General features: G+C 59.9%; 22 protein-coding genes. 19 read left to right on the top strand and 3 right to left on the bottom strand.

Annotated elements, in window-relative coordinates; all coding sequences use genetic code 11:
* Positions 1 to 46 precede the first annotated feature (46 nt).
* Positions 47 to 3,181, bottom strand: coding sequence for a ribonuclease E (gene rne / locus ACQ4LH_RS20580; protein WP_430698899.1), 3,135 nt, complete (start codon positions 3,179 to 3,181; stop codon positions 47 to 49).
* A 580-nt stretch (positions 3,182 to 3,761) separates the two neighbouring features.
* Here rne and rluC point away from each other — a divergent pair.
* Genes rluC through sppA form a run of 3 tightly spaced genes read left to right on the top strand, consistent with a single transcriptional unit; the run spans position 3,762 to position 6,385 of the window.
* Positions 3,762 to 4,715: a 23S rRNA pseudouridine(955/2504/2580) synthase RluC gene (gene rluC, locus ACQ4LH_RS20585; protein ID WP_430698900.1), complete on the top strand. Its 954-nt coding sequence runs from the start codon at positions 3,762 to 3,764 to the stop codon at positions 4,713 to 4,715.
* A gap of 7 nt (positions 4,716 to 4,722) precedes the next feature.
* The gene (locus ACQ4LH_RS20590; protein ID WP_430698920.1) at positions 4,723 to 5,418 is read left to right on the top strand and encodes an HAD-IA family hydrolase; all 696 of its coding nucleotides are present in this window, start codon (positions 4,723 to 4,725) and stop codon (positions 5,416 to 5,418) included.
* Positions 5,408 to 6,385, top strand: a complete 978-nt coding sequence (gene sppA, locus ACQ4LH_RS20595; protein WP_430698901.1) for a signal peptide peptidase SppA — start codon at positions 5,408 to 5,410, stop codon at positions 6,383 to 6,385. Before ACQ4LH_RS20590 ends, sppA begins: the two co-directional genes overlap by 11 nt.
* Positions 6,386 to 6,435: 50 nt before the next feature.
* Here sppA and ACQ4LH_RS20600 read toward each other — a convergent pair whose 3' ends face one another.
* A complete protein-coding gene (locus tag ACQ4LH_RS20600; RefSeq protein WP_430698902.1) occupies positions 6,436 to 7,014 on the bottom strand; it encodes a Maf family protein in 579 nt (192 codons plus the stop codon).
* A gap of 120 nt (positions 7,015 to 7,134) precedes the next feature.
* Between ACQ4LH_RS20600 and ACQ4LH_RS20605 the strand changes: the two genes are divergently transcribed.
* The 13 genes from ACQ4LH_RS20605 (at position 7,135) to ACQ4LH_RS20665 (ending at position 17,184) form a co-directional block, all read left to right on the top strand.
* Positions 7,135 to 7,662, top strand: a complete 528-nt coding sequence (locus ACQ4LH_RS20605; RefSeq protein ID WP_170049017.1) for a YceD family protein — start codon at positions 7,135 to 7,137, stop codon at positions 7,660 to 7,662.
* A gap of 13 nt (positions 7,663 to 7,675) precedes the next feature.
* Positions 7,676 to 7,858: a 50S ribosomal protein L32 gene (gene rpmF, locus ACQ4LH_RS20610; protein ID WP_002552688.1), complete on the top strand. Its 183-nt coding sequence runs from the start codon at positions 7,676 to 7,678 to the stop codon at positions 7,856 to 7,858.
* Between the two features lie 3 nt (positions 7,859 to 7,861).
* Complete coding sequence (gene plsX / locus ACQ4LH_RS20615) at positions 7,862 to 8,872, top strand: phosphate acyltransferase PlsX (RefSeq protein ID WP_430698903.1); 1,011 nt, start codon at positions 7,862 to 7,864, stop codon at positions 8,870 to 8,872.
* A 104-nt stretch (positions 8,873 to 8,976) separates the two neighbouring features.
* Entirely contained in the window at positions 8,977 to 9,915 is a 939-nt protein-coding gene (gene fabD, locus ACQ4LH_RS20620; RefSeq protein ID WP_430698904.1) for an ACP S-malonyltransferase, read from the top strand.
* Between the two features lie 15 nt (positions 9,916 to 9,930).
* Positions 9,931 to 10,674 carry a 3-oxoacyl-ACP reductase FabG gene (gene fabG / locus ACQ4LH_RS20625; RefSeq protein WP_167141161.1) on the top strand — a complete coding sequence of 248 codons (744 nt, stop codon included), beginning with the start codon at positions 9,931 to 9,933 and terminating at the stop codon, positions 10,672 to 10,674.
* 196 nt (positions 10,675 to 10,870) lie between these two features.
* Positions 10,871 to 11,104, top strand: a complete 234-nt coding sequence (gene acpP, locus ACQ4LH_RS20630) for an acyl carrier protein (RefSeq protein ID WP_058066290.1) — start codon at positions 10,871 to 10,873, stop codon at positions 11,102 to 11,104.
* A 107-nt stretch (positions 11,105 to 11,211) separates the two neighbouring features.
* Entirely contained in the window at positions 11,212 to 12,456 is a 1,245-nt protein-coding gene (gene fabF, locus ACQ4LH_RS20635) for a beta-ketoacyl-ACP synthase II (RefSeq protein WP_430698905.1), read from the top strand.
* A complete protein-coding gene (gene pabC / locus ACQ4LH_RS20640; protein WP_430698906.1) occupies positions 12,456 to 13,271 on the top strand; it encodes an aminodeoxychorismate lyase in 816 nt (271 codons plus the stop codon). Before fabF ends, pabC begins: the two co-directional genes overlap by 1 nt.
* Before the next feature lie 3 nt (positions 13,272 to 13,274).
* Entirely contained in the window at positions 13,275 to 14,327 is a 1,053-nt protein-coding gene (gene mltG / locus ACQ4LH_RS20645) for an endolytic transglycosylase MltG (RefSeq protein ID WP_430698907.1), read from the top strand.
* A 9-nt stretch (positions 14,328 to 14,336) separates the two neighbouring features.
* The gene (tmk, locus tag ACQ4LH_RS20650; protein WP_430698908.1) at positions 14,337 to 14,969 is read left to right on the top strand and encodes a dTMP kinase; all 633 of its coding nucleotides are present in this window, start codon (positions 14,337 to 14,339) and stop codon (positions 14,967 to 14,969) included.
* Complete coding sequence (locus tag ACQ4LH_RS20655; RefSeq protein WP_430698909.1) at positions 14,962 to 15,948, top strand: DNA polymerase III subunit delta'; 987 nt, start codon at positions 14,962 to 14,964, stop codon at positions 15,946 to 15,948. Before tmk ends, ACQ4LH_RS20655 begins: the two co-directional genes overlap by 8 nt.
* A gap of 36 nt (positions 15,949 to 15,984) precedes the next feature.
* Positions 15,985 to 16,341: a PilZ domain-containing protein gene (locus tag ACQ4LH_RS20660; protein WP_090238100.1), complete on the top strand. Its 357-nt coding sequence runs from the start codon at positions 15,985 to 15,987 to the stop codon at positions 16,339 to 16,341.
* Positions 16,342 to 16,401: 60 nt separating this feature from the next.
* The gene (locus ACQ4LH_RS20665; protein WP_430698910.1) at positions 16,402 to 17,184 is read left to right on the top strand and encodes a TatD family hydrolase; all 783 of its coding nucleotides are present in this window, start codon (positions 16,402 to 16,404) and stop codon (positions 17,182 to 17,184) included.
* A 236-nt stretch (positions 17,185 to 17,420) separates the two neighbouring features.
* On the opposite strand, the gene ACQ4LH_RS20670 is transcribed toward ACQ4LH_RS20665, so the two are convergent.
* Positions 17,421 to 18,554 carry an aminotransferase class V-fold PLP-dependent enzyme gene (locus ACQ4LH_RS20670; RefSeq protein WP_430698911.1) on the bottom strand — a complete coding sequence of 378 codons (1,134 nt, stop codon included), beginning with the start codon at positions 18,552 to 18,554 and terminating at the stop codon, positions 17,421 to 17,423.
* 76 nt (positions 18,555 to 18,630) lie between these two features.
* Here ACQ4LH_RS20670 and ACQ4LH_RS20675 point away from each other — a divergent pair, with 76 nt between their 5' ends.
* From ACQ4LH_RS20675 to ACQ4LH_RS20685, 3 genes are all read left to right on the top strand, one after another.
* The gene (locus ACQ4LH_RS20675) at positions 18,631 to 19,269 is read left to right on the top strand and encodes a TetR/AcrR family transcriptional regulator (RefSeq protein ID WP_339522094.1); all 639 of its coding nucleotides are present in this window, start codon (positions 18,631 to 18,633) and stop codon (positions 19,267 to 19,269) included.
* A 79-nt stretch (positions 19,270 to 19,348) separates the two neighbouring features.
* A complete protein-coding gene (locus ACQ4LH_RS20680) occupies positions 19,349 to 20,317 on the top strand; it encodes a GTP 3',8-cyclase MoaA (protein WP_430698912.1) in 969 nt (322 codons plus the stop codon).
* 27 nt (positions 20,318 to 20,344) lie between these two features.
* A complete protein-coding gene (locus ACQ4LH_RS20685; RefSeq protein ID WP_430698913.1) occupies positions 20,345 to 21,235 on the top strand; it encodes a radical SAM protein in 891 nt (296 codons plus the stop codon).
* Positions 21,236 to 21,262: the final 27 nt, after the last annotated feature.

Raw genomic sequence — 21,262 nt, forward strand, 5'->3', positions numbered from 1 at the left:
CGCAAAAGGGGATGCCGAAGCATCCCCTTTTTTATTGCCTAGCGGATCAGATCTGCGGTTTGACCGCTTCTTTATCCTGCTCGTCAGCTTCTACTTCAGTAAACAGCGAGCTTTGTGGCTCCTGGCTTACTTCTGCTTCTGCGTGCACTGCGGCTTCGGCCTTGGGCTCGACTGCTTCGATGCTCGTAGGAGCTTCGGCTGCAGTTTCAACTACGGCTTCGGCAACCACTTCTGCAGGCGGCTCTTCAGCTACCGGTGCAGCAGCTTCAACCTGTACGGAGGCAGCTGGTGCTTCGGCGGCTTCGCGGGCCAGGCGCTCGGCTTCACGCTGACGACGACGCACTTCGCGCGGATCGTTAGGTGCGCGACCGGTGCTGCTGATGGCGACCGTAGGGGCAGCTTCGGCTGCTACAACTTCAGCTACTACGGCTTCGGCAACCGGCTCGGGTGCGGTAACCACGGCAGGCGCTTCAACAAGCTCTGCAACCGGGGCTGGCGCCTCTACAACAGCAGGTGCCGGTGCAGCTTCGCTGACTTCGGTGGCATATACAGGTGCTTCGCTGACTTCGACAACCGGGCTGCTTACTGCTTCTACAGCTACGGTCTCAACAACGGCTTGTGGTGCTTCAGCTGCAGCGACTTCGCGTGGCTGCTCCTGCTCAACAACTACCGGTGCTGCTTCAGTTGTTGCTTGGGTTGCTTCGTCCGCGCCAGTGATAACGGCGGCGGTTACTGCTGCTACTACTGCGTTGTCGGCATCGACTGGGGCTTCTGCGCCTTCTTCGCTGCCTTCGATCGGGTTGCCGTTGGCATCGTTCTGGCGCTCGCGACGATTGCTGCGGCGACGCTGGCCACGGGAGCGGCGACGTGGGCGATCGCCACCTTCGCTGCCTTCCTGCTCATCGTCCTGCAGTGCTTCTTCAGCGTTCAGTACTTCTTCATCGGCGGCTACTGCGGCCTGTTCGGCACGTGGCTGGCGCTCTTCACGCGGTGCGCGCGGCTGGCGCGGTTCGCGTTGCGGACGTTCGGCACGGGCTTCTTCGCTGACAGTTGCGCTATCACCAGGTGCGGCATCCAGTGGCTCACGCAGTTCGCGCGGCTGGCGCTCTTCACGTGGCTTGCGGTCGCGTGGCTGACGCTCTTCGCGCGGTGGGCGCGACTGACGCACTTCCTGCGGCTCGCGAACTTCTACAACGTCACGCGGGCTGCGTTCTTCGCGCGGTGCGCGGTCCTCGCGGGGCGCACGCTCTTCGCGCGGTGCGCGTTCCTCACGTGGAGCACGTTCTTCACGGGCTGCGCGAGGCTGGCGCTCTTCACGCGGTGCACGTTCTTCACGTGGGCCACGCTCTTCGCGCGGTTTACGCTCTTCATTGTTGCGGCCGCCACGGCTGCGGTTCTGTTGGCGACCGTTGCGGCGCTCATCGCTGCGCTGTGGACGTTCGCTGGTTTTCTTCTCGACGACGGCAGGCTTTTCTTCTTCCTTACCAGCGAACAGGCTGACCAGCGACTTGACCAGGCCCTTGAACAGGCTTGGTTCAGCGGCAGCTACAGGCTGTGCGGCTACTGCTTCAACCGGGGTTGGCGCAGTGCGCTGCGGCGCGGTCTTGATCGCGGCTTCCTGGCGAACCAGGGTGCGCGTTGCGGCGGCCTGCTTCTCTTCTTCCACTTCAATGGTCGCCATTTCATAGCTGGATTGAGTGGACTGAGCTTCCGGGCTGTCGTCACGGATGCGGGTGACTTCGAAGTGCGGGGTTTCCAGGTGATCGTTCGGCACGATAACGATGCGCGCACGGGTACGCAGTTCGGTCTTGGTGATCGAGTTGCGTTTTTCGTTGAGCAGGAAGGCTGCAACTGGAATTGGCACTTGGGCGCGAACTTCAGCAGTGCGGTCTTTCAGGGCTTCTTCTTCGATCAGGCGCAGAATGGCCAGCGACAGCGATTCGACGTCGCGGATGATGCCTTGACCGTTGCAGCGTGGGCAGACGATACCGCTGCTTTCACCCAGGGACGGGCGCAGGCGCTGACGGGACATTTCCAGCAGGCCGAAGCGCGAGATGCGACCCACTTGTACGCGGGCACGATCGGCTTCCAGGCTTTCGCGGACTTTTTCTTCCACGGCGCGTTGGTTCTTGGCCGGGGTCATGTCGATAAAGTCGATAACGATCAGGCCGCCGATGTCACGCAGACGCAGCTGGCGGGCGATTTCTTCAGCCGCTTCCAGGTTGGTCTGCAGGGCGGTTTCTTCGATGTCGCTGCCTTTGGTGGCGCGCGCCGAGTTGATGTCAATGGACACCAGGGCTTCGGTCGGGTCGATGACGATGGAGCCGCCGGACGGTAGTTTCACTTCGCGCTGGAAGGCGGTTTCGATCTGGCTTTCGATCTGGAAGCGATTGAACAGCGGAACGCTGTCTTCATACAGCTTGATCTTACTGGCGTACTGCGGCATCACCTGATTGATGAAACTCAGGGCTTCCTGCTGCGCTTCGATGCTGTCGACCAGTACTTCGCCGATGTCCTGGCGCAGGTAGTCGCGGATGGCGCGGATGATCACGTTGCTTTCCTGATAGATCAGGAAGGGCGCAGCGCGGTCCAGTGAGGCTTCTTTGATCGCGGTCCAGAGTTGCAGCAGGTAATCGAGGTCCCACTGCATTTCTTCGCTGGAGCGGCCCAGGCCTGCAGTGCGCACGATCAAGCCCATGTCGCTTGGTGCGACCAGGCCGTTCAGTGCTTCACGCAGTTCATTACGCTCTTCGCCTTCGATACGACGCGAGATGCCGCCGGCGCGCGGGTTGTTTGGCATCAGAACCAGGTAACGGCCGGCGAGGCTGATAAAGGTGGTGAGGGCTGCGCCCTTGTTGCCACGCTCTTCTTTCTCGACCTGAACGATGACTTCCTGGCCTTCCTTGAGCACGTCTTTGATATTGACGCGGCCTTCTGGAGCCTTGCTGAAGTATTCGCGGGAGATTTCTTTGAGCGGGAGAAAGCCGTGGCGCTCAGAGCCGAAGTCGACGAAAGCGGCTTCGAGGCTGGGTTCTACGCGGGTGATTTTACCCTTGTAGATGTTGGATTTTTTCTGCTCACGGGCGCCGGACTCGATGTCCAGGTCGTAGAGTTTCTGCCCATCTACTAGGGCAACACGCAACTCTTCGGGCTGAGTTGCGTTAATCAGCATTCTTTTCATGTAGTACCGTCGGTTTCCGGTGCTGGCGGAAGCGGCGTTCGGCACACACGACTTCAGGGGTCGGTGTCAGGTGCGTCAGGAACGGTCGTAAAGCGTTCCAGTGTCTAGCGGCGGTCAGCCAATTGTGCTGGGCCGCGACGGACGTCTCCTGCTCGCTGTGATAACAGAAAGCACTAAGTCAGGAGGAGGAATCAGCTGTTGGTAGCGGACGAGATGAGGCGTCTTGGTAAAGCGAGCTGCTACGCGGACCAACAGTTGTACATCTCCACCCTACACGTATCGCTGAAACTCGGGTGCCGCTCGCGAAAATCCGCAGCGGGTTAACTATTACCGCAACCGTCCAAAGGGGCAGGCTGCGCATCATGGCTTAAAGGCTTTATTTCCGAGTTATTCACAGCCTTGGAGGCTTTTCTTTCGTTGAATAACCCGTCGGACGGCCTCACGTCCCGAATGGGTTGCGTTGGTTGGGGATGGCAGTTTTGGCGATCATCCGCAAACCAGGCCGCTTTTGGCGGCGTTCCCGACTATAGCAGCAATGATTAAGTGCTTCAATTCCATAAAAAATTGTTATGATTGCGCGATGACAAATCCTTCCCCTCCAACCTCCGGCGTCCAGCTGCTCGAGGTTGCGCCGGAACTTGCCGGCCAACGCATCGATAACTTCCTCCGCACCCAGCTTAAAGGCGTGCCCAAGACTTTGATTTACCGAATTTTGCGTAAAGGCGAAGTGCGCGTGAATAAAGGTCGGATCAAGCCCGAGTACAAGCTGCAGGCCGGCGACATCATTCGCGTACCGCCGCTGCGTTTGGCTGAGCGCGATGAGCCCGAGCCGCTGGCTCAGGGGCTTTTGCAGCGCCTTGAGACTGCAATTGTCTATGAAGACAAGGCGCTGATCGTGCTGAACAAGCCGGCTGGCATCGCCGTGCATGGCGGTAGTGGCCTGAATTACGGGGTTATCGAAGCCTTTCGTCAGCTGCGTCCGGATGCCAAGGATCTGGAGCTGGTGCACCGCCTGGATCGTGATACTTCGGGCCTATTGATGATTGCCAAGAAGCGCAGCATGTTGCGTCACCTGCACGAAGCCTTGCGTGGCGATGGTGTGGACAAGCGTTATATGGCGTTGGTGCGTGGTAACTGGGCGACGGCTAAGAAGCAAGTCAATGCGCCGCTGTTGAAGAGCAATCTGCGTTCCGGTGAGCGCATGGTGGAAGTCAATCCTGAAGGTAAGGAAGCTTTGACCATCTTCCGTGTGCTGCGCCGCTTTGGCGAGTTTGCCACGCTGGTTGAGGCCAAGCCGGTTACCGGGCGTACCCACCAGATTCGTGTGCATGCGCAGCATGCCGGGCACTGCATTGCCGGTGACAGCAAGTACGGTGATGACGATTTCACCAAGGAAATTCGCGATCTAGGCGGCAAGCGTCTGTTTCTGCATGCCTATGAGTTGGTTGTGCCGCTGCCTGAGGGTGGTCAGCTCAAGCTTGAAGCTCCAGTCGATGAGGTGTGGGCGCGGACTATGGTGCGTCTCGGTGCCTGATTCTCAGATGCGTGGCTACCAGCTGCTGATCTTCGATTGGGACGGTACGCTAGTTGATTCCATCGGTCGGATTGTCGCGGCGATGCATATGGCTGCCGATGCCTGTGAGTTACCGCGCTGCACGGATGATCAGGTGCGCGGCATTATCGGCTTGGGTTTGCCTGAAGCGATTCGTTGTCTTTATCCGGATATGCATGACGCGCTTCGTGCGCAGCGTCTGCGGCAAAGCTACAGCGAAAACTACCTGGCTCTTGAGTCCGAGCCTTCGGCGCTGTTCCATGGCGTTGCTGAAGGTTTGGAGGCATTTCGTTCTGAGGGCTATCGTCTGGCGGTAGCGACTGGCAAAGGGCGGCATGGTTTGCAGCGCGTATTGGCGGATCGGGGCTGGCTGGATTATTTCGACTACAGCCGCTGCGCTGACGAAACGGCGAGCAAGCCGGACCCGCTGATGTTGCACGAGATTCTTGCGCAAAGCGGCGTTGCTGCCAGTCAGGCGCTGATGGTGGGTGACTCATCCTTCGATCTGTTGATGGCGCAGCGCGCTGGCATGGATTGTGTTGCGGTCGGCTATGGCGCGCAGCCTTTGCAGGCGTTGCGTGAGTGTCAGCCAACGCTGGCAATAGAATGTTTCACCGAGTTGCGCGCCTGGCTAGGTCAGCGTGCGTCTAATCAGTCAGTTGAGGTGGTTTTGCATGGCAGATGAATGGAAGGCGTCGGCGGCTGCTGATGGCGACGGTAAAAGCTGGCAGCTACTGGAGAAGACCCTGCTGGCCGGTGTGCAGGAACAGCGTCGGGCGCGGCGTTGGGGGATTTTCTTCAAGCTGCTGACCTTCATTTATATCTTCGGTGCGCTGGCGTTGTTCTCGCCCATGCTGGCGATGAAAAAAGGCGCGACCACCGGCAGTCATACTGCGGTGATCGAAGTGCGCGGGATGATTGCCGATCAGGAGTCGGCCAGTGCCGACAATATTGTCAGCAGCCTGCGTGCGGCGTTTGAGGATGCCAACACCAAAGGTGTGATCCTGCGCATCAATAGCCCAGGCGGCAGTCCGGTGCAGTCGGGCTACATCTATGACGAGATTCGCCGCCTGCGCGCCGAATACCCGGCGATCAAGCTATATGCGGTGATCACCGATCTGGGTGCGTCGGGTGCCTATTACATCGCCAGCGCGGCTGATGAGATCTATGCCGACAAGGCCAGTCTGGTCGGCTCCATCGGTGTGACTGCGGCAACCTTTGGTTTTGTGGGGGTGATGGAGAAGCTGGGTGTTGATCGCCGCGTGTATACCTCCGGTGAGCACAAGGCGTTTCTCGATCCGTTCCAGCCGCAAAAGGCCGAAGAGACCAAATTCTGGCAGGGTGTTCTGGAAACCACCCATCGTCAGTTTATTGCCAGCGTTAAGCAGGGGCGTGGCGAGCGCTTGAAAGATGCCGAACACCCTGAGCTGTTCTCGGGTCTGGTTTGGTCGGGCGAGCAGGCTTTAAAACTAGGGTTGGTCGATGCCTTGGGCAATACCAGCTACGTGGCGCGGGAAGTGATTGGCGAGAAGGAAATCGTTGATTTCACGGTGCAGGAATCGCCTTTCGATCGTTTCGCGAAAACCCTGGGTGCCAGCATGGCTGAGCGCATTGCCCTGTTGATGGGGTTCCAGGGGCCGGCGTTGCGCTAAGGTCTGGAGCTGTTGCAAACAAGCCCGGTCATTGATCGGGCTTGTTGTTTTTAGGGGATATCGATACCGCTGGTCAGCAGCATGTCCACCAGGCGGATCAGGGGGAGGCCGATCAGGCTGTTGCTGTCGCTGCCTTCGGTGCTGCGAAACAGGCTGATACCCAGGCCTTCGGCCTTGAAGCTGCCCGCGCAGTCGAAGGGCTGTTCGGCTGTCAGGTAGCGCATGATTTGCGCTTCGCTGAGTAGGCGGAAATTTACGGTGAAGGGTACGCAGTCGGTTTGCTGCTGGCCGGTGGCGCTGTTAAGCAGCGTGAGGCCGGTCATAAAGGTCACGCTGTTGCCGCTGGCTGCCATTAGCTGCTCGCGAGCGCGCTCCAGGGTGTGTGGTTTGCCGATGATTTGCGAGCCGAGTACTGCCACCTGATCTGAGCCGATGATCAGGTGCTGCGGGTGGGTAGTGCTCAGTGCTTGGGCCTTTTCCCGCGAAAGCCGGCACACCAGGGCTTCTGCGTCTTCATCAGGTCGCCGTGATTCGTCGATTTGCGGAGCGCTCCAGGTGAAGGGCAAGCGCAGGCGGGTGAGCAGTTCACGTCGGTAGGGTGAGCTGGAGGCGAGCACCAGAGGCAGCACGGCGATGTCCTTCTATATAGGAGTTTGCAGAGGGTGGGCGATTCTAGCTGTCGGCCCATATGCTGGACAGGCCGAATTTCCTTTGACAGCGGCGGGTTGCATCCCTAAAATGCGCCGCCTATGTCAAATGGCCCGATTCCACCTCACGTTGATCCGCGCAAATTAGCCGATCGCAGCGCCACCCTCGAGGGTGAGCTGCAACTGTCAGATTTGCAGCGACTCTGCGGCCCGCTTGCCGATAACCAAGGCATGGTGCGTACGAAGTTCTTCTTCGAGCGCGACGAGCGCAATGCTGTAGTTTTTCACAGCGAGCTTGAGGTTGAAGTCAAGATGGTTTGCCAGCGTTGTCTGGAGCTGGTCACTTTGCCGATCCACAGTGCGTGTGATTACGCTGTGGTGAAAGAGGGTGCGAATACCCAGTCAGTGCCGCAAGGCTATGACGTGATTGAGTTGGGTGAAGACCCATTGGATCTGCTGGCGCTGGTTGAGGAGGAGCTTCTGCTTGCCTTGCCCATTGTCCCGGCTCATGACCCTAAAGATTGCCAGCAGCCGACCGGCCTCGAAGAGCCCGAGTCGAGCGAGGACGAGGTAACGCGGTCCAACCCGTTCAGTGTATTGGCGCAGTTAAAGCGTGACCCAAACGTTTAGGAGTTAATTAGTTATGGCTGTTCAGCAGAACAAAAAATCCCGTTCCGCCCGTGACATGCGTCGTTCGCACGATGCCCTCGAGGCCAGCACTCTGTCGGTCGAGAAAACCACCGGTGAAATCCACCTGCGTCACCACGTATCGCCAGAAGGCGTTTACCGTGGTCGTAAAGTGATCGATAAGGGCGCTGACGAGTAAATCTTGTCCGCTCCGATCATCGCGATTGATGCAATGGGTGGGGACTTCGGTCCCCACTGCATTGTTCCAGCCTGCATCTCTTGCCTGGCTGAATACCCTTCGTTGCACCTGGTCCTCGTCGGCCAATCCTCTCTGCTTGAATCTCTGATTGCCCGCTATCCTGGCGTCGATCGTGCACGTCTGCGCGTTGAGCATGCGGGCGAAATTATCGCCATGGACGAGCGGCCGGCCCAGGCGCTGCGTGGCAAGCCGGATTCGTCGATGCGTATCAGTCTTGAGTTACTGCGCAGTGGTGCGGCGCAGGCTTGCGTTAGTGCCGGCAATACCGGGGCGCTGATGGCGTTGTCGCGCTATGTGCTGAAAACCCTGCCCGGCATTGATCGTCCGGCCATGGTCACCGCCATTCCGACGCAGGCGGGCTTCTGTCATCTGCTCGACCTGGGTGCCAATGTCGATTGCAGCGCCGAGCACCTCTACCAGTTTGCCGTGATGGGCTCGGTTACTGCCGAGGCGCTGGGTACGGTGCGTCCGCGGGTGGCGTTGCTGAACGTCGGCACTGAAGACATCAAGGGCAACCAGCAAGTCAAGCTGGCGGCCAGTCTCCTGCAGCAAGCGGATGGCCTGAACTACATCGGTTTTGTCGAGGGCGATGGGCTGTATCGCGGTGAGGCCGATGTCGTGGTGTGCGACGGTTTTGTCGGCAATATCCTGCTCAAGTCTAGCGAAGGTCTGGCGGCAATGATTGCTGGGCGGATTGAGGCGCTGTTTAAATCCAGCCTGGCGGCGAGAGTGGTGGGGGTTTTAGCGTTACCGCTTTTGCGGCGCTTGCAGGGTGAGCTGGCCCCGGCGCAGCACAATGGAGCGAGTTTTGTCGGGCTGCAGGGCATTGTGGTGAAAAGCCATGGTGCGGCCGGGCCTGACGACTTTAAAAGCGCTATTCGCCGAGCTTTGCGGGAGATTGAAGAGGATTTGCCGCAGCGCTTGCATGGTCGCCTGGGCGAGCACCTGCTTTAGAATGTGACCGCAGCGGGCAGCCTGTCATCCAACTGTCAGTTTCTTGCGCTTGGCTAGGCTGAGCGCGTATTACCGACGATCACGATCATTAGGAACAGGTTTCCATGTCTGCATCTCTCGCATTCGTCTTTCCGGGTCAGGGTTCCCAGTCGCTGAGCATGCTCGCCGAGCATGGTGCACAGCGACCGCTGATCCTCGAAACCTTCGCCGAGGCTTCCGAAGCCCTTGGTTATGACCTCTGGGCGCTGACCCAGCAAGGTCCTGAAGAACAACTCAATCAAACCGACAAGACTCAGCCAGCTATTCTCACCGCCTCTGTTGCGTTGTGGCGTGCCTGGCTTGCTGAAAGCGCCGCGCGTCCGGCTTTTGTCGCCGGGCACAGCTTGGGTGAGTACTCGGCGCTGGTTGCTGCCGGTAGCCTGTCCTTGGCCGCGGCGGTCAAGCTGGTTGAGCATCGCGGCCAGCTGATGCAGCAGGCTGTTCCAGTCGGGCAGGGCGGCATGGCAGCGATTCTCGGTTTGGAAGATGCTGATGTATTGGCTGCCTGCGCCGAAGCTGCGCAGGGTGAAGTGGTCAGCGCAGTGAATTTCAATGCCCCGGGCCAGGTGGTGATCGCCGGCGGCGCTGCTGCCGTTGAGCGCGCCATTGAGGCGTGCAAGGCACGTGGCGCCAAGCGCGCGATGCCATTGCCGGTTAGCGTGCCGTCGCACTGCGCGCTGATGCGCCCTGCGGCTGAGCGCTTTGCCGAAGCAGTAGCGGCAATTGACTGGCAGGCTCCGCAAATCGCTTTGGTACAGAACGTCAGCGCTGCGGCAGTGACCGATCTGGAAGGGCTCAAGCGCGACCTGCTGGCTCAGCTTTACAGTCCAGTGCGTTGGGTCGAGTCGATCGTCTGCCTGTCTGCGCAAGGTGTTACGGATCTGGTTGAGTGCGGTCCGGGCAAGGTGTTGTCTGGTTTGAACAAACGCTGCGTCAAAGGCATCAATACCCATAACCTGGACACCCCGGACGCCTTCGCTGCTGCGAACGCGGCCCTGGTCTGATTAAGGAGAAACGTTATGAGCCTGCAAGGTAAGGTTGCATTGGTCACCGGCGCAAGCCGCGGTATTGGCCAGGCGATTGCCCTGGAGTTGGGACGTCAGGGTGCCGTGGTTATCGGTACCGCTACCACCGCTTCGGGGGCTGAGCGTATTGCTGAAACCCTCAAAGCCAATGGCATTGAAGGGGCCGGTCTGGTACTCGATGTTAGCGACAGCGAATCGGTCGCCAGCACCCTCGAACATATCCAGCAACATCTTGGTCAGCCGTTGATTCTGGTCAATAACGCCGGCATCACCCGCGATAACCTGATGCTGCGCATGAAAGATGACGAGTGGTTTGATGTCATCAATACCAACTTGAGCAGCCTGTACCGGCTGACCAAGGCCGTACTGCGTGGTATGACCAAGGCGCGCTACGGGCGCATCATCAACATCGGTTCGGTGGTGGGTGCCATGGGCAACGGTGGCCAGGTCAACTACGCGGCTGCTAAGGCCGGTCTTGAAGGTTTTGGCCGTGCGTTGGCGCGTGAAGTGGGTTCCCGGGCGATTACCGTGAACGCTGTGGCACCGGGTTTTATCGACACCGATATGACTCGTGAATTGCCGGAAGCGCAGCGTGATGCGCTGCTGACACAGATTCCGTTGGGCCGTTTGGGGCAGGCCGAAGAGATCGCAAAAGTGGTCGCTTTCCTCGCTTCTGATGGCGCGGCTTACGTTACAGGCGCTACTATCCCTGTGAACGGCGGGATGTACATGAGCTGAATGTGACGGATGGCTTCAGAAAACTGTCATAGATGCTGTCTAAAATCCGTTATAAAGCTGCAACAGGTTTGTAGGCAGGTCGTTGAAGTGTTTGTGGGGCACCCCGGCATTCAGCTTGAAATGCTAAAAACCCTTTCTATACACTTGGCCGCAGCACAGTGGCCAAGATTTGTCCCATTAGGAGTGAGAACAACGTATGAGCACCATCGAAGAACGCGTCAAGAAAATCGTTGCCGAGCAACTGGGCGTCAAAGAAGAGGAAGTAACCAACAGCGCTTCCTTCGTTGAAGACCTGGGTGCCGACTCTCTTGACACCGTTGAGCTGGTGATGGCTCTCGAGGAAGAATTCGAGACCGAGATCCCGGACGAACAAGCCGAGAAGATCACCACCGTTCAGGAAGCGATCGACTACGTTACCGCTCACGCGTAAAACGTAATCGTCGGATCCCGACTCGGAAAAGCCGCACTCCCTTCATCAGGCGTGCGGCTTTTCTTTAAGCGCTTTCCAGGCGTTGATAACTAGAAAAGGAGATTGCTGTGTCGCGTAGACGCGTCGTGGTTACCGGTATGGGCATGCTGTCGCCATTGGGTAACGATGTGCCGAGTAGCTGGCAGGGCATTTTGGCTGGCCGCAGTGGCATTGGCCTGCTTGAGCATATGGATCTTTCCGCTTTCTCCACACGTTTTGGTGGTGCGGTAAAGGGTTTTAACGTCGAGGAATACTTGTCCGCCAAAGAGGCGCGCAAGCTCGATCTGTTTATCCAGTACGGCCTCGCTGCCAGTTTTCAGGCGGTGCGCAACTCCGGCCTGGAGGTCACCGATGCCAATCGTGAACGCATCGGCGTGGCCATGGGCTCCGGTATCGGCGGCCTGACCAATATCGAGAACAACTGCAAGTCGCTGCATGAGCAAGGGCCGCGGCGCATTTCGCCGTTCTTCGTGCCTGGCTCGATCATCAATATGATTTCCGGCTTTCTGTCGATCCATCTGGGGCTGCAGGGGCCTAACTACGCTATCGCCACGGCCTGTACCACCGGTACGCACTGCATCGGCATGGCTGCGCGCAATATTGTTTATGGCGAGGCCGATGTGATGGTTGCCGGCGGCGCCGAGATGGCCGCTTGCGGCCTGGGTATGGGCGGCTTCGGTGCTGCTCGTGCGCTGTCGACCCGCAATGACGAGCCGGGTAAGGCCAGCCGTCCGTGGGACAAGGATCGCGATGGTTTCGTGCTTTCCGATGGCGCTGGCGCGCTGGTGCTGGAAGAGTTGGAGCACGCCAAGGCACGTGGCGCGACCATCCATGCCGAGCTGATCGGCTTTGGCATGAGCGGCGACGCTTACCATATGACCTCGCCACCGGAAGATGGCGCCGGCGCGGCGCGTTGCATGACCAACGCCTTGCGTGATGCCGGGCTGAATCCTGAGCAGGTGCAGTACATCAATGCTCATGGCACCTCGACCTCGGCCGGCGACAAGGCTGAAGTAGCGGCGGTGAAGTCGGTGTTCGGCGAGCATGCATACAAGCTGGCCGTTAGCTCGACCAAATCCATGACCGGCCACCTGCTCGGCGCTGCCGGTGCGGTGGAGGCGATCTTCAGCATCCTCGCGCTGCGTGATCAGGTGGCGCCGCCCACCATCAACCTGGATAACCCGGACGAAGGCTGTGATCTGGACTTCGTTGCGCACCAGGCCAAGGCCATGGCGCTGGACGTAGTTCTTTCCAACTCCTTCGGTTTTGGCGGCACCAACGGCTCGCTGGTGTTCCGCCGGTTCGCCGGTTGATGCTGAGCTGGGTCGATGGCCAACCGGCCGAGCTGCTGTCTGTAAAGGATCGCGGTTTGGCCTACGGCGATGGGCTGTTTGAGACCATTGCCGTAAACGCCGGGCAACCGGTGCTGTTGGAGCGGCATCTGACTCGTTTGGCCGAAGGTAGTGTGCGGCTGAAAATCCCCCTCGACCTACCCGCTGTACGCACCCAGCTGCTGGCCTTCAGTCAGCAGCTGGGTGAGGGCGTGGCCAAGCTCATCCTCACTCGTGGTGATGGGCCGCGTGGTTATGCGCTGCCACAGCCAGCGCAGCCGCGGCTGATTCTGCAGGCAACTGCCAAACCGGTTTATCCCGCAGCCTATGCCGAGCAGGGTGTGCGCCTATTTGCCTGCGCCACGCGCCTGGCCGAGCAGCCGTTGCTGGCTGGCCTGAAGCATCTCAATCGACTGGAGCAGGTGCTGGCGCGCAGCGAATGGCAGGGCGCCGAGCATGCCGAGGGTCTGATGCTGGACACCAGTAGCAGGGTGATCGAGGGCGTTTACAGCAACCTGTTGCTGGTCAGCGCTGGTGTACTGGTGACCGCTGACCTGTCGCGTTGTGGGGTTGCCGGTGTGATGCGCGCCGAGCTGCTGGCCCAGGCGGCCGCGCTTGGGATCGAGTGTCAGGTGCGCGATATCAGCTACGCCGAGTTGCTGGCGGCTGATGAAGTCATGCTGTGCAACAGCGTCTACGGCGTGTGGCCAGTTCGCGCTTTGCTTGCACACGACTGGTCGGTCGGCCCGCTCACCCGTAAACTGCAGGCCATTGCCCGCGATCTACTGGACTGCTGATTCGTGATACGCAAATTTTTGCTGCTGCTGGAAGGCGGCGTGCTGCTGGCTGGCTTATTGGTTGCGTTTGCCGCCTGGCAACAGCATACGGCGCTGCACCAGCCCTTGAGCCTGACAGAAGAGTATCTGGTGGATGTGCCGGCAGGCGCGACGCCGGGTGGCGTGCTCAATCGTCTTGAGGCCGATGGCATCCTCGATCAGGCCTTCTGGCTGCGCCTTTACTGGCGCTTCAATCTGCGCAATCAACCCCTGCACAGTGGCGAATATCGGTTGATGCCCGGCGCCACGGCGTTGGATATGCTCGGCCAGTGGCGGCGCGGTGAAGTGTTGCAATACAGCCTGACGCTGGTTGAAGGCTGGAATTTCCGTCAGGTGCGCGCGGCACTGGCGCGCGAAACCCGTCTCGAGCTGACCCTGAGTGAGCTGAGCGATGCCGAGCTGATGAACAAGCTCGGCCTGCCAGGCCAGAATCCGGAGGGGCGTTTTTTCCCCGATACCTACAGCTTTGTGCGTGGCATGAGCGATCTTGAGCTGCTCAAACAGGCCCATGCGCGACTGGAACAGGTGCTGGCCGAGGAATGGGCGCAGCGAGCCAAGGACCTGCCGTACAAAGAACCTTATGACGCGCTGATCATGGCCTCGATGATCGAGAAGGAAACTGGCGTGCCGCAAGAGCGTGGTGAAATTGCCGGGGTCTTTGTGCGCCGTCTGCGTATCGGCATGCGCCTGCAGACCGATCCGACGGTGATCTATGGTATGGGCGAGCGCTACAACGGCCGCATTACCCGTGATGATCTGCGTCAGCCCACGGCCTACAACACTTACACCATCGACGGCATGCCGCCGACGCCTATCGCTCTGGTCGGCCGTGAAGCGATTCATGCGGCGCTCAATCCGGTGGCCGGCAGCAGTCTGTATTTCGTTGCCCGTGGCGATGGCAGCCATGTATTTTCCAACACTCTGGATCAGCACAACCGGGCCGTGCGCGAGTATCAGCTCAAGCGCCGTGCGGACTATCGTTCGAGCCCGGCCCCAGTCGCGCCCAATAATCAGTAAGGACAGCTTGTGAGCGGTTTGTTTATCACCCTGGAAGGCCCGGAAGGCGCAGGCAAGAGCACCAATCGTGACTACCTTGCCGCGCTTTTGCGCGAGCAGGGTATCGATGTGCTGTTGACCCGTGAGCCGGGTGGCACGCCGTTGGCCGAGCGGGTGCGTGAGCTGCTGCTGGCGCCCAGTGATGAACCGATGGCGGCCGACACCGAGCTGCTGCTGGTGTTTGCCGCGCGCGCCCAGCACCTGGCGCAGGTGATTCGTCCGGCCTTGGCGCGTGGCGCTGTGGTGCTCTGTGACCGTTTTACCGATGCAACCTACGCCTATCAGGGCGGCGGTCGGGGGCTTTCCGAGGTGCGTATTGCCTTGCTGGAGGAGTTCGTTCAGGGTTCGCTCCGCCCGGACCTGACGCTGGTGTTCGATCTGCCGATTGAGGTGGGCCTGGCCCGTGCTGCGGCGCGCGGTCGGCTGGATCGCTTCGAACAGGAAGGCCGACAGTTCTTCGATGCCGTGCGCCAGACCTACCTGCGTCGCGCGGCTGCGCAGCCGCAGCGCTACCGCATCCTTGATGCCTCGCAATCTCTGAGCCAGGTTCAGCGTGCGCTGGATGAGTTGCTGCCGCAACTGCTGGAGCTGCAGCGTGGCTGACGCTTACCCCTGGCAGGATTCTCTTTGGCAGCAACTGGCGGGTCGCGCGCAGCATGCCCATGCCTATTTGCTGCACGGGCCGGCCGGCATTGGCAAGCGCGCGCTGGCTGAGCGGTTGATGGCACGGTTGTTGTGTCAGCAGCCCGCTGGCTTGGATGCTTGTGGCCAGTGCAAGTCTTGCCATTTGCTGGCGGCTGGCACCCACCCGGATAACTACATTCTGGAACCGGAAGAAGCCGACAAGGCGATCAAAGTTGATCAGGTGCGTGATTTGGTCAGCTTTGTGGTGCAGACCGCACAGCTGGCCGGGCGCAAAGTAGTGCTGGTCGAGCCGACCGAGTCGATGAACGTCAACGCCGCCAACGCCCTGCTGAAAAGTCTGGAAGAACCGTCCGGCAATACCGTGCTGCTATTGATCAGCCATCAACCCAGCCGCCTGTTGCCAACGGTGAAAAGCCGCTGCGTGCAGCAGGCCTGTCCGTTGCCAAGCGAGGCGATGAGCCTGGCGTGGCTGCAGCAGGCGTTGCCGGGCTGCAGCGCCGAAGAGCATCGCGAGCTGCTATTCCTTGCCGCCGGCTCGCCGCTGGCGGCGCTGAAGATGCATGAGCAGGGCGTTATGGCTCAGCGCGCGCAGGTGGTTGAGGGGGTGAAGAAGCTGCTCAAACAGCAGGTTGCGCCCAGCCAGCTAGCCGAAAGCTGGAATGCGGTGTCCCTACAGTTGCTGTTCGACTGGTTCTGCCAGTGGTCGCAGCTGATGCTGCGCTACCAACTGACCCGTGACGAAGAGGGGCTGGGGCAGGCTGATATGCGCAAGGTGGTGCAGTACCTGGCGGATAAAACTCCGCAGGCGAAAGTGCTGAACATGCAGGATTGGTTGCTGGCGCAGCGTCAGAAAGTCCTCGGCAAGGCTAACCTTAACCGTGTCTTGCTTCTCGAAGCCTTGCTGGTGCAGTGGGCAAGCTTGCCCGGACCGGGCTAGAATCGGCCATTAAGTGAATAAAATCAGGAATGCCGCATGAGTCTGCCTCCTAACTTGGGCCCGCGTAACGGAATTTTGTCGCTGACAATCAAGGACAAATCCGTGCTCTATGCCGCTTACATGCCCTTTATCAAGAATGGCGGCCTGTTTATTCCAACCAACAAGAGCTACAAGCTCGGCGATGAAGTGTTCATGCTGCTCAACCTGATGGACGAGCCGGAAAAGATTCCGGTCGCCGGCAAGGTGGTCTGGATCACCCCCAAGGGTGCCCAGGGCAACCGCGCCGCCGGTGTAGGTGTGCAGTTCAATGATGGCGACAACACCGCGCGCAACAAGATCGAAACCTACCTGGCCGGTGCGCTGACCTCGGATCGCCCGACGCACACCATGTAATTAGCCGTTCCCCTTTGCGCTGCTCCTGTGGGAGCAGCGACTCTCAAGTGATTGCTCCCCATGCTGGTTGATTCCCACTGTCACCTTGACCGCCTCGATCTGGCCGCCTATGGCGGTTCGCTCGACGCGGCGCTGGATGCTGCGCGCGCGCGCGGCGTTGGTCATTTTCTGTGCATCGGCGTCAGCGCAGGCAACGCCGCAGCCGTCAAAGGCCTGGCTGAGCGTTATGCCGATGTCGATTGCTCGGTCGGTGTGCATCCGCTGGACCTTGAGCCCGGTGCGGCCCCGGCGCTGGATTGGCTGCTCGGCGAGTTGAACCACCCGCAGGTGGTGGCCATCGGCGAAACTGGGCTGGATTACCACTACGAGCCAGAGTCCGCGACGCTGCAGCAAACGTCATTTCGTTTGCACCTGGATGCGGCGCGGATTACCGGCAAGCCGGTGATCGTGCATACCCGCGAGGCGCGTGCCGACACCCTGGCGCTGCTGCGTGAGGCGGCGCTACCCCAAGCCGGCGTGCTGCACTGCTTTACCGAAGACTGGGAAATGGCTAAGGCCGCGCTGGATATGGGCTTCTATATTTCGCTGTCCGGTATCGTCACCTTCCGCAATGCCGAGGCGCTGCGTGAAGTGGCGCGCCAGGTGCCGGTCGATCGGCTGTTGGTGGAAACCGACTCGCCGTATCTGGCGCCTATCCCGCATCGCGGTAAGCCGAACCTGCCGGAGTACGTGCGTGATGTGGCCGAGTACCTAGCGGTGCTGCGCGGCGTCAGCTTCGAGCAATTGGCGGAGCAGACCACGGCCAACTTCAAGCGCTTGTTCCCTTTGGCCCGTGTTGTTTGATCGCTATTGCTTGATAAAACTTGGCACAAAAAAAACCCGGCCTCTGGGGGATGAGACCGGGTTAAGACCATTAGGAGTAAATCAAGGTACGCGGTCCACGGTACCTTGCCTGGCGGGGCGCTTGGGGGATACGCCGCACACCAGTACTCATCAGTATTGGTGAAGATTGCCGAACGTCCAGGTCGTTTACCGGTATTCTTAAACGTATTTGGAATACAGATCGCGCTGCTGAGTCCTCAAGCAGTCGCCAGCTGCTGCAGCAGCGCCAGTGTCTCTTCAATAACCTTGGGTTCTGTGTAGAAGTGTGGCGACAGGCGCACGCCCGCACCGCGCTGCGCGCAGATCACCTGCTGCTGTTTCAGCTGATTGAACAAGGCCGAGTTGTCCCAGCCGTCCAGGCTGAAAGTCAGGATGCCGGCGCGCTGCTGACGCTCCACTGCGCTGTGCAGATGTGCACCAGGGATTTTGCCCAACCCATCCAGTAGCCACTGCATGCGTTCCTGCAGGGCGCTTTCGACTGCTGCCATGCCCACATCCTCAAGTAGCGACAGGCTGGCTTCCAGCGCCATCGCGCCGAGCATGTTCGGGCTGCCGCACTCAAAGCGTCGGGCGCTGCGTGCGGGCTCCCAGGTGCTGCGCTGGTAGTCGCCAGCATGTTCGAGCATATGCCAGCCGTATTCATGCAGCTTGAGCTGCGCGCGCAGGTCGCTGCGGCAATAGAACACCCCAAGTCCTTCCGGGCCGAGCAACCATTTATGGCCGTCGGCCATGGCAAAGGCGCACTGGCTGGCCTGCACGTCGAAGGGCAGGGCACCGAGCTGCTGGATCGCATCAATGCACAGCAGCACGCCGCGCGCCTCGCAGCCCTGGCCTAGGCGCGGCAGATCCAACCGCAGGCCGCTGGCGTACTGCACCGCGCTAATCGCCATCAGTCGGGTGCGCGGACCGCAGGCAGCGAGCAGGGCTGCTTCGGCATCACCCTGATGCAGATTGACCTGCACGACCTCGACGCCCTGAGGCGCGAGCGCTTCCCAGACAATTCGGTTGGAGGGGAATTCTTCGTCGCTGATCACCACTTGATCGCCTGCTCGCCAGTCCAGGCCGAAGGCGACAAAGGACAAGGCTTCAGAGGTGTTTTTCACCAAGGCGATATCGCTATGGGAGGGCGAGTTGAGCAGGCGTTGCAGGCGCTCGCGCAGGCGGCGCTCTACCTGCAGCCAGGCTGGGTAGTTGCGTGCGCCTTGCTGAGCGTTCTCCAGAGCGAAGCGGCTAACCGCATCGACTGCCCGCTGTGGCCAAGGTGAAACGGCTGCGTGGTTCAGATAACGCAGGCCGGGAAGTTGCGGAAACTCGTCATGAACTGCGTACATGGTCGGATGATCCGTGCAATTTGCCGTTAGTTAGGCATAATACGCGCCTTCGATTTTTTGACCCCGTAGTCCTTTTATGCATAAAGAACCCCGCAAGGTCCGTGAGTTTCGCCGCCGCGAACAGGAAATTCTCGACACAGCACTGAAACTCTTCCTCGACCAGGGTGAAGACAGCGTGACTGTGGAGATGATTGCCGACACGGTTGGTATTGGCAAAGGCACCATCTACAAACATTTCAAATCCAAGGCGGAGATCTACCTGCGCCTGATGCTCGACTATGAGCGCGATCTCAACGAACTGCTGCACTCGGCCGATATCGACCGCGACAAGGAGTCCTTGTCGCGTGCTTACTTTGAGTTCCGCATGCGCGACCCGCAGCGCTATCGTCTGTTTGATCGCCTGGAAGAGAAGGTGGTCAAGGGCAATCAAGTGCCGGAGATGGTCGAGCAGCTGCACAAGATCCGCGCCTCCAACTTCGAACGTCTGACCCAGCTGATCAAGGGCCGCATCGCCGAAGGCAAGCTGGAAGACGTGCCGCCGTACTTCCATTACTGCGCCGCCTGGGCGTTGGTGCACGGCGCTGTGGCGCTGTATCACTCGCCATTCTGGAGCAACGTGCTGGAAGATCAGGAAGGTTTCTTCCAGTTCCTCATGGATATCGGTGTGCGCATGGGCAACAAGCGTAAGCGTGAGGGCGACACCCCGGCTAGCTGAGGTATTCAGCGGGTGGATAACGAATCTGCTGCGCTGGCGGCGCCCCTATACTCGGCGCTTACCTTTGCTGGAGTCATGCATGATCGTTGACCGCCAGGGCAGGCGCTTTCGCAATTTGCGGATCAGCCTGACCGCCGCCTGCAACTATGCCTGCACCTACTGCGTACCCGATGGTAAGCGGCTGGTAGCAGCTCAGGACGAGCTCTCGGCCGAAGCCATGCTGCGTGGCGTGGCCTATCTGATCGAAGCCGCCGGTATTGAGCGCTTGCGCATCACTGGTGGCGAGCCGCTGGTCAGCCCTAAGCTCGACGTTTTTTTGCGCGGCGTCAGCCAGCTCGGTTTGGCCGATATCAGCCTGACCAGCAACGGCCAGTTGCTGGCGCGCAAGCTGCCGCTGCTGCTGGAATGCGGCATCCGCCGCTTGAATATTTCCCTGGACACCCTCGACGCTGCGGCATTCCGCACCATTGCTCGTGGCGGTGATCTGGCGACAGTGCTCGATGGCCTGCAGCAGGCGCGGGCGGCGGGTATCCAGATCAAGGTCAATATGGTGCCACTGCGCGGGCAGAACCTTGATCAGGTGCTGCCGCTGCTCGACTACTGCCTGGCCAATGGCTTCGAGCTGCGCTTTATCGAGCTGATGCGCATGGGCCACCTGGCCCGCGACGGCAACAGCTTCCAGCGTCAGTTTATCGGCATGCCCGAGCTGCTGGAGCTGATCGGCAGCAGCTACGACTATATTCAGGCACATGCCCCGCTGGATGCGACTGCGCTGCGCTACGCCATTCCCGGCGTGGGCCACTTCGGCGTAATTGCCAATGAAAGCGTGCCGTTCTGCCGCACCTGCTCGCGGCTGCGCCTGTCCTCGACCGGCTGGCTGCATGGTTGCCTGTCATCGAGCAATCGCCACTACATCGGCGACCTGCTCGACAAGCCGCGCCACCAGGCCTTACCTGCGCTGCAGGGCCTGTTGGTCAAGGCGCTGGGTGATAAACAGGATGTGGCGTTCTCCGGCGGCGCGACTGTGATGAAGATTATTGGCGGCTAAGACAGCCGCCTGCCTTGAGTGAAGACCATGCAAGATTTCCCCATCAGCTATATCGAACCGGTATTTCGTCCGCCCAGTGAGGCGCACTCGCTGATTCTGCCGGTGACCAATGGTTGCTCTTGGAATAAGTGCACGTTCTGTGAAATGTACACTCAGGAGCAGAAGAAATTCCGCGCCCGTGATGAGGCGCAGGTGCTCGAAGAGATTCGCCTGACCGGTGAGCGGATGATCGTGCAGCGGGTGTTTCTGGCTGACGGTGACGCTCTAGTGCTGCCGACGCGGCGTCTGTTGACCATCCTGCAGGCGATTCGTGAACACATGCCGGAAGTCGAGCGGGTATCGAGTTATTGCCTGCCGCGCAACCTGCGCAAGAAGTCCGTAGATGAGCTCAAGGAGCTGGCCGACGCCGGGCTGCGTATGGCCTATGTCGGTTGCGAATCCGGTGATGACGAGGTGCTGGCGCGGGTCAACAAGGGCGAGACCTATGAGTCCAGCTTGAGTGCGCTGGACAAGCTTGGGCAGGCCGGCATCACCCGCTCGGTGATGATCCTCAACGGTCTGGGTGGGACGGTCTTGAGCGAGCAGCACGCGGATAACTCGGCGCGTCTGATGAATGAGGCGCAGCCGGAATTTCTCTCGACCCTGGTGGTGAGTTTCCCCACGGGCGAGGCGCGGTTTCGCGAAGGTTTTGCCGACTTCCAGCCGCTCGGTCAGCAGCAGCTGTTTGTTGAGGTGGAGCGTCTGCTGCAGGGATTGGAGCTGCGCGATACGGTATTTCGCAGTGACCATGCCTCCAACTATCTGGTGCTTAAGGGCACTCTTGGCGCTGACAAACAGCGCCTGCTGGCACAGGTGCGACAGGCGATCGAGCAGCCGCAACAGGCGCGATTACGTCAGGAGTGGCAGCGCGGCTTGTAATGTCGCCGCGCTGGCGTGAAATCTGCA

It is taken from the genome of Pseudomonas peli (assembly GCF_050563605.1).
In the GTDB taxonomy this organism is placed as follows: Bacteria; Pseudomonadota; Gammaproteobacteria; order Pseudomonadales; family Pseudomonadaceae; genus Aquipseudomonas; species Aquipseudomonas peli_A.

Excerpts from the sequence above, each read along its gene's own strand:
- ACQ4LH_RS20605 (WP_170049017.1), top strand. The coding sequence starts at position 7,135 with ATGTCAAATGGCCCGATTCCACCTCACGTTGATCCGCGCAAATTAGCC.
- ACQ4LH_RS20660 (WP_090238100.1), top strand. The coding sequence starts at position 15,985 with ATGAGTCTGCCTCCTAACTTGGGCCCGCGTAACGGAATTTTGTCGCTG.
- rluC (WP_430698900.1), top strand. The coding sequence starts at position 3,762 with ATGACAAATCCTTCCCCTCCAACCTCCGGCGTCCAGCTGCTCGAGGTT.
- fabG (WP_167141161.1), top strand. The coding sequence starts at position 9,931 with ATGAGCCTGCAAGGTAAGGTTGCATTGGTCACCGGCGCAAGCCGCGGT.
- ACQ4LH_RS20590 (WP_430698920.1), top strand. The coding sequence starts at position 4,723 with ATGCGTGGCTACCAGCTGCTGATCTTCGATTGGGACGGTACGCTAGTT.
- acpP (WP_058066290.1), top strand. The coding sequence starts at position 10,871 with ATGAGCACCATCGAAGAACGCGTCAAGAAAATCGTTGCCGAGCAACTG.
- pabC (WP_430698906.1), top strand. The coding sequence starts at position 12,456 with ATGCTGAGCTGGGTCGATGGCCAACCGGCCGAGCTGCTGTCTGTAAAG.
- ACQ4LH_RS20670 (WP_430698911.1), bottom strand. The coding sequence starts at position 18,554 with ATGTACGCAGTTCATGACGAGTTTCCGCAACTTCCCGGCCTGCGTTAT.
- fabD (WP_430698904.1), top strand. The coding sequence starts at position 8,977 with ATGTCTGCATCTCTCGCATTCGTCTTTCCGGGTCAGGGTTCCCAGTCG.
- sppA (WP_430698901.1), top strand. The coding sequence starts at position 5,408 with ATGGCAGATGAATGGAAGGCGTCGGCGGCTGCTGATGGCGACGGTAAA.
- ACQ4LH_RS20675 (WP_339522094.1), top strand. The coding sequence starts at position 18,631 with ATGCATAAAGAACCCCGCAAGGTCCGTGAGTTTCGCCGCCGCGAACAG.
- ACQ4LH_RS20665 (WP_430698910.1), top strand. The coding sequence starts at position 16,402 with ATGCTGGTTGATTCCCACTGTCACCTTGACCGCCTCGATCTGGCCGCC.
- rne (WP_430698899.1), bottom strand. The coding sequence starts at position 3,181 with ATGAAAAGAATGCTGATTAACGCAACTCAGCCCGAAGAGTTGCGTGTT.
- rpmF (WP_002552688.1), top strand. The coding sequence starts at position 7,676 with ATGGCTGTTCAGCAGAACAAAAAATCCCGTTCCGCCCGTGACATGCGT.
- ACQ4LH_RS20685 (WP_430698913.1), top strand. The coding sequence starts at position 20,345 with ATGCAAGATTTCCCCATCAGCTATATCGAACCGGTATTTCGTCCGCCC.
- ACQ4LH_RS20680 (WP_430698912.1), top strand. The coding sequence starts at position 19,349 with ATGATCGTTGACCGCCAGGGCAGGCGCTTTCGCAATTTGCGGATCAGC.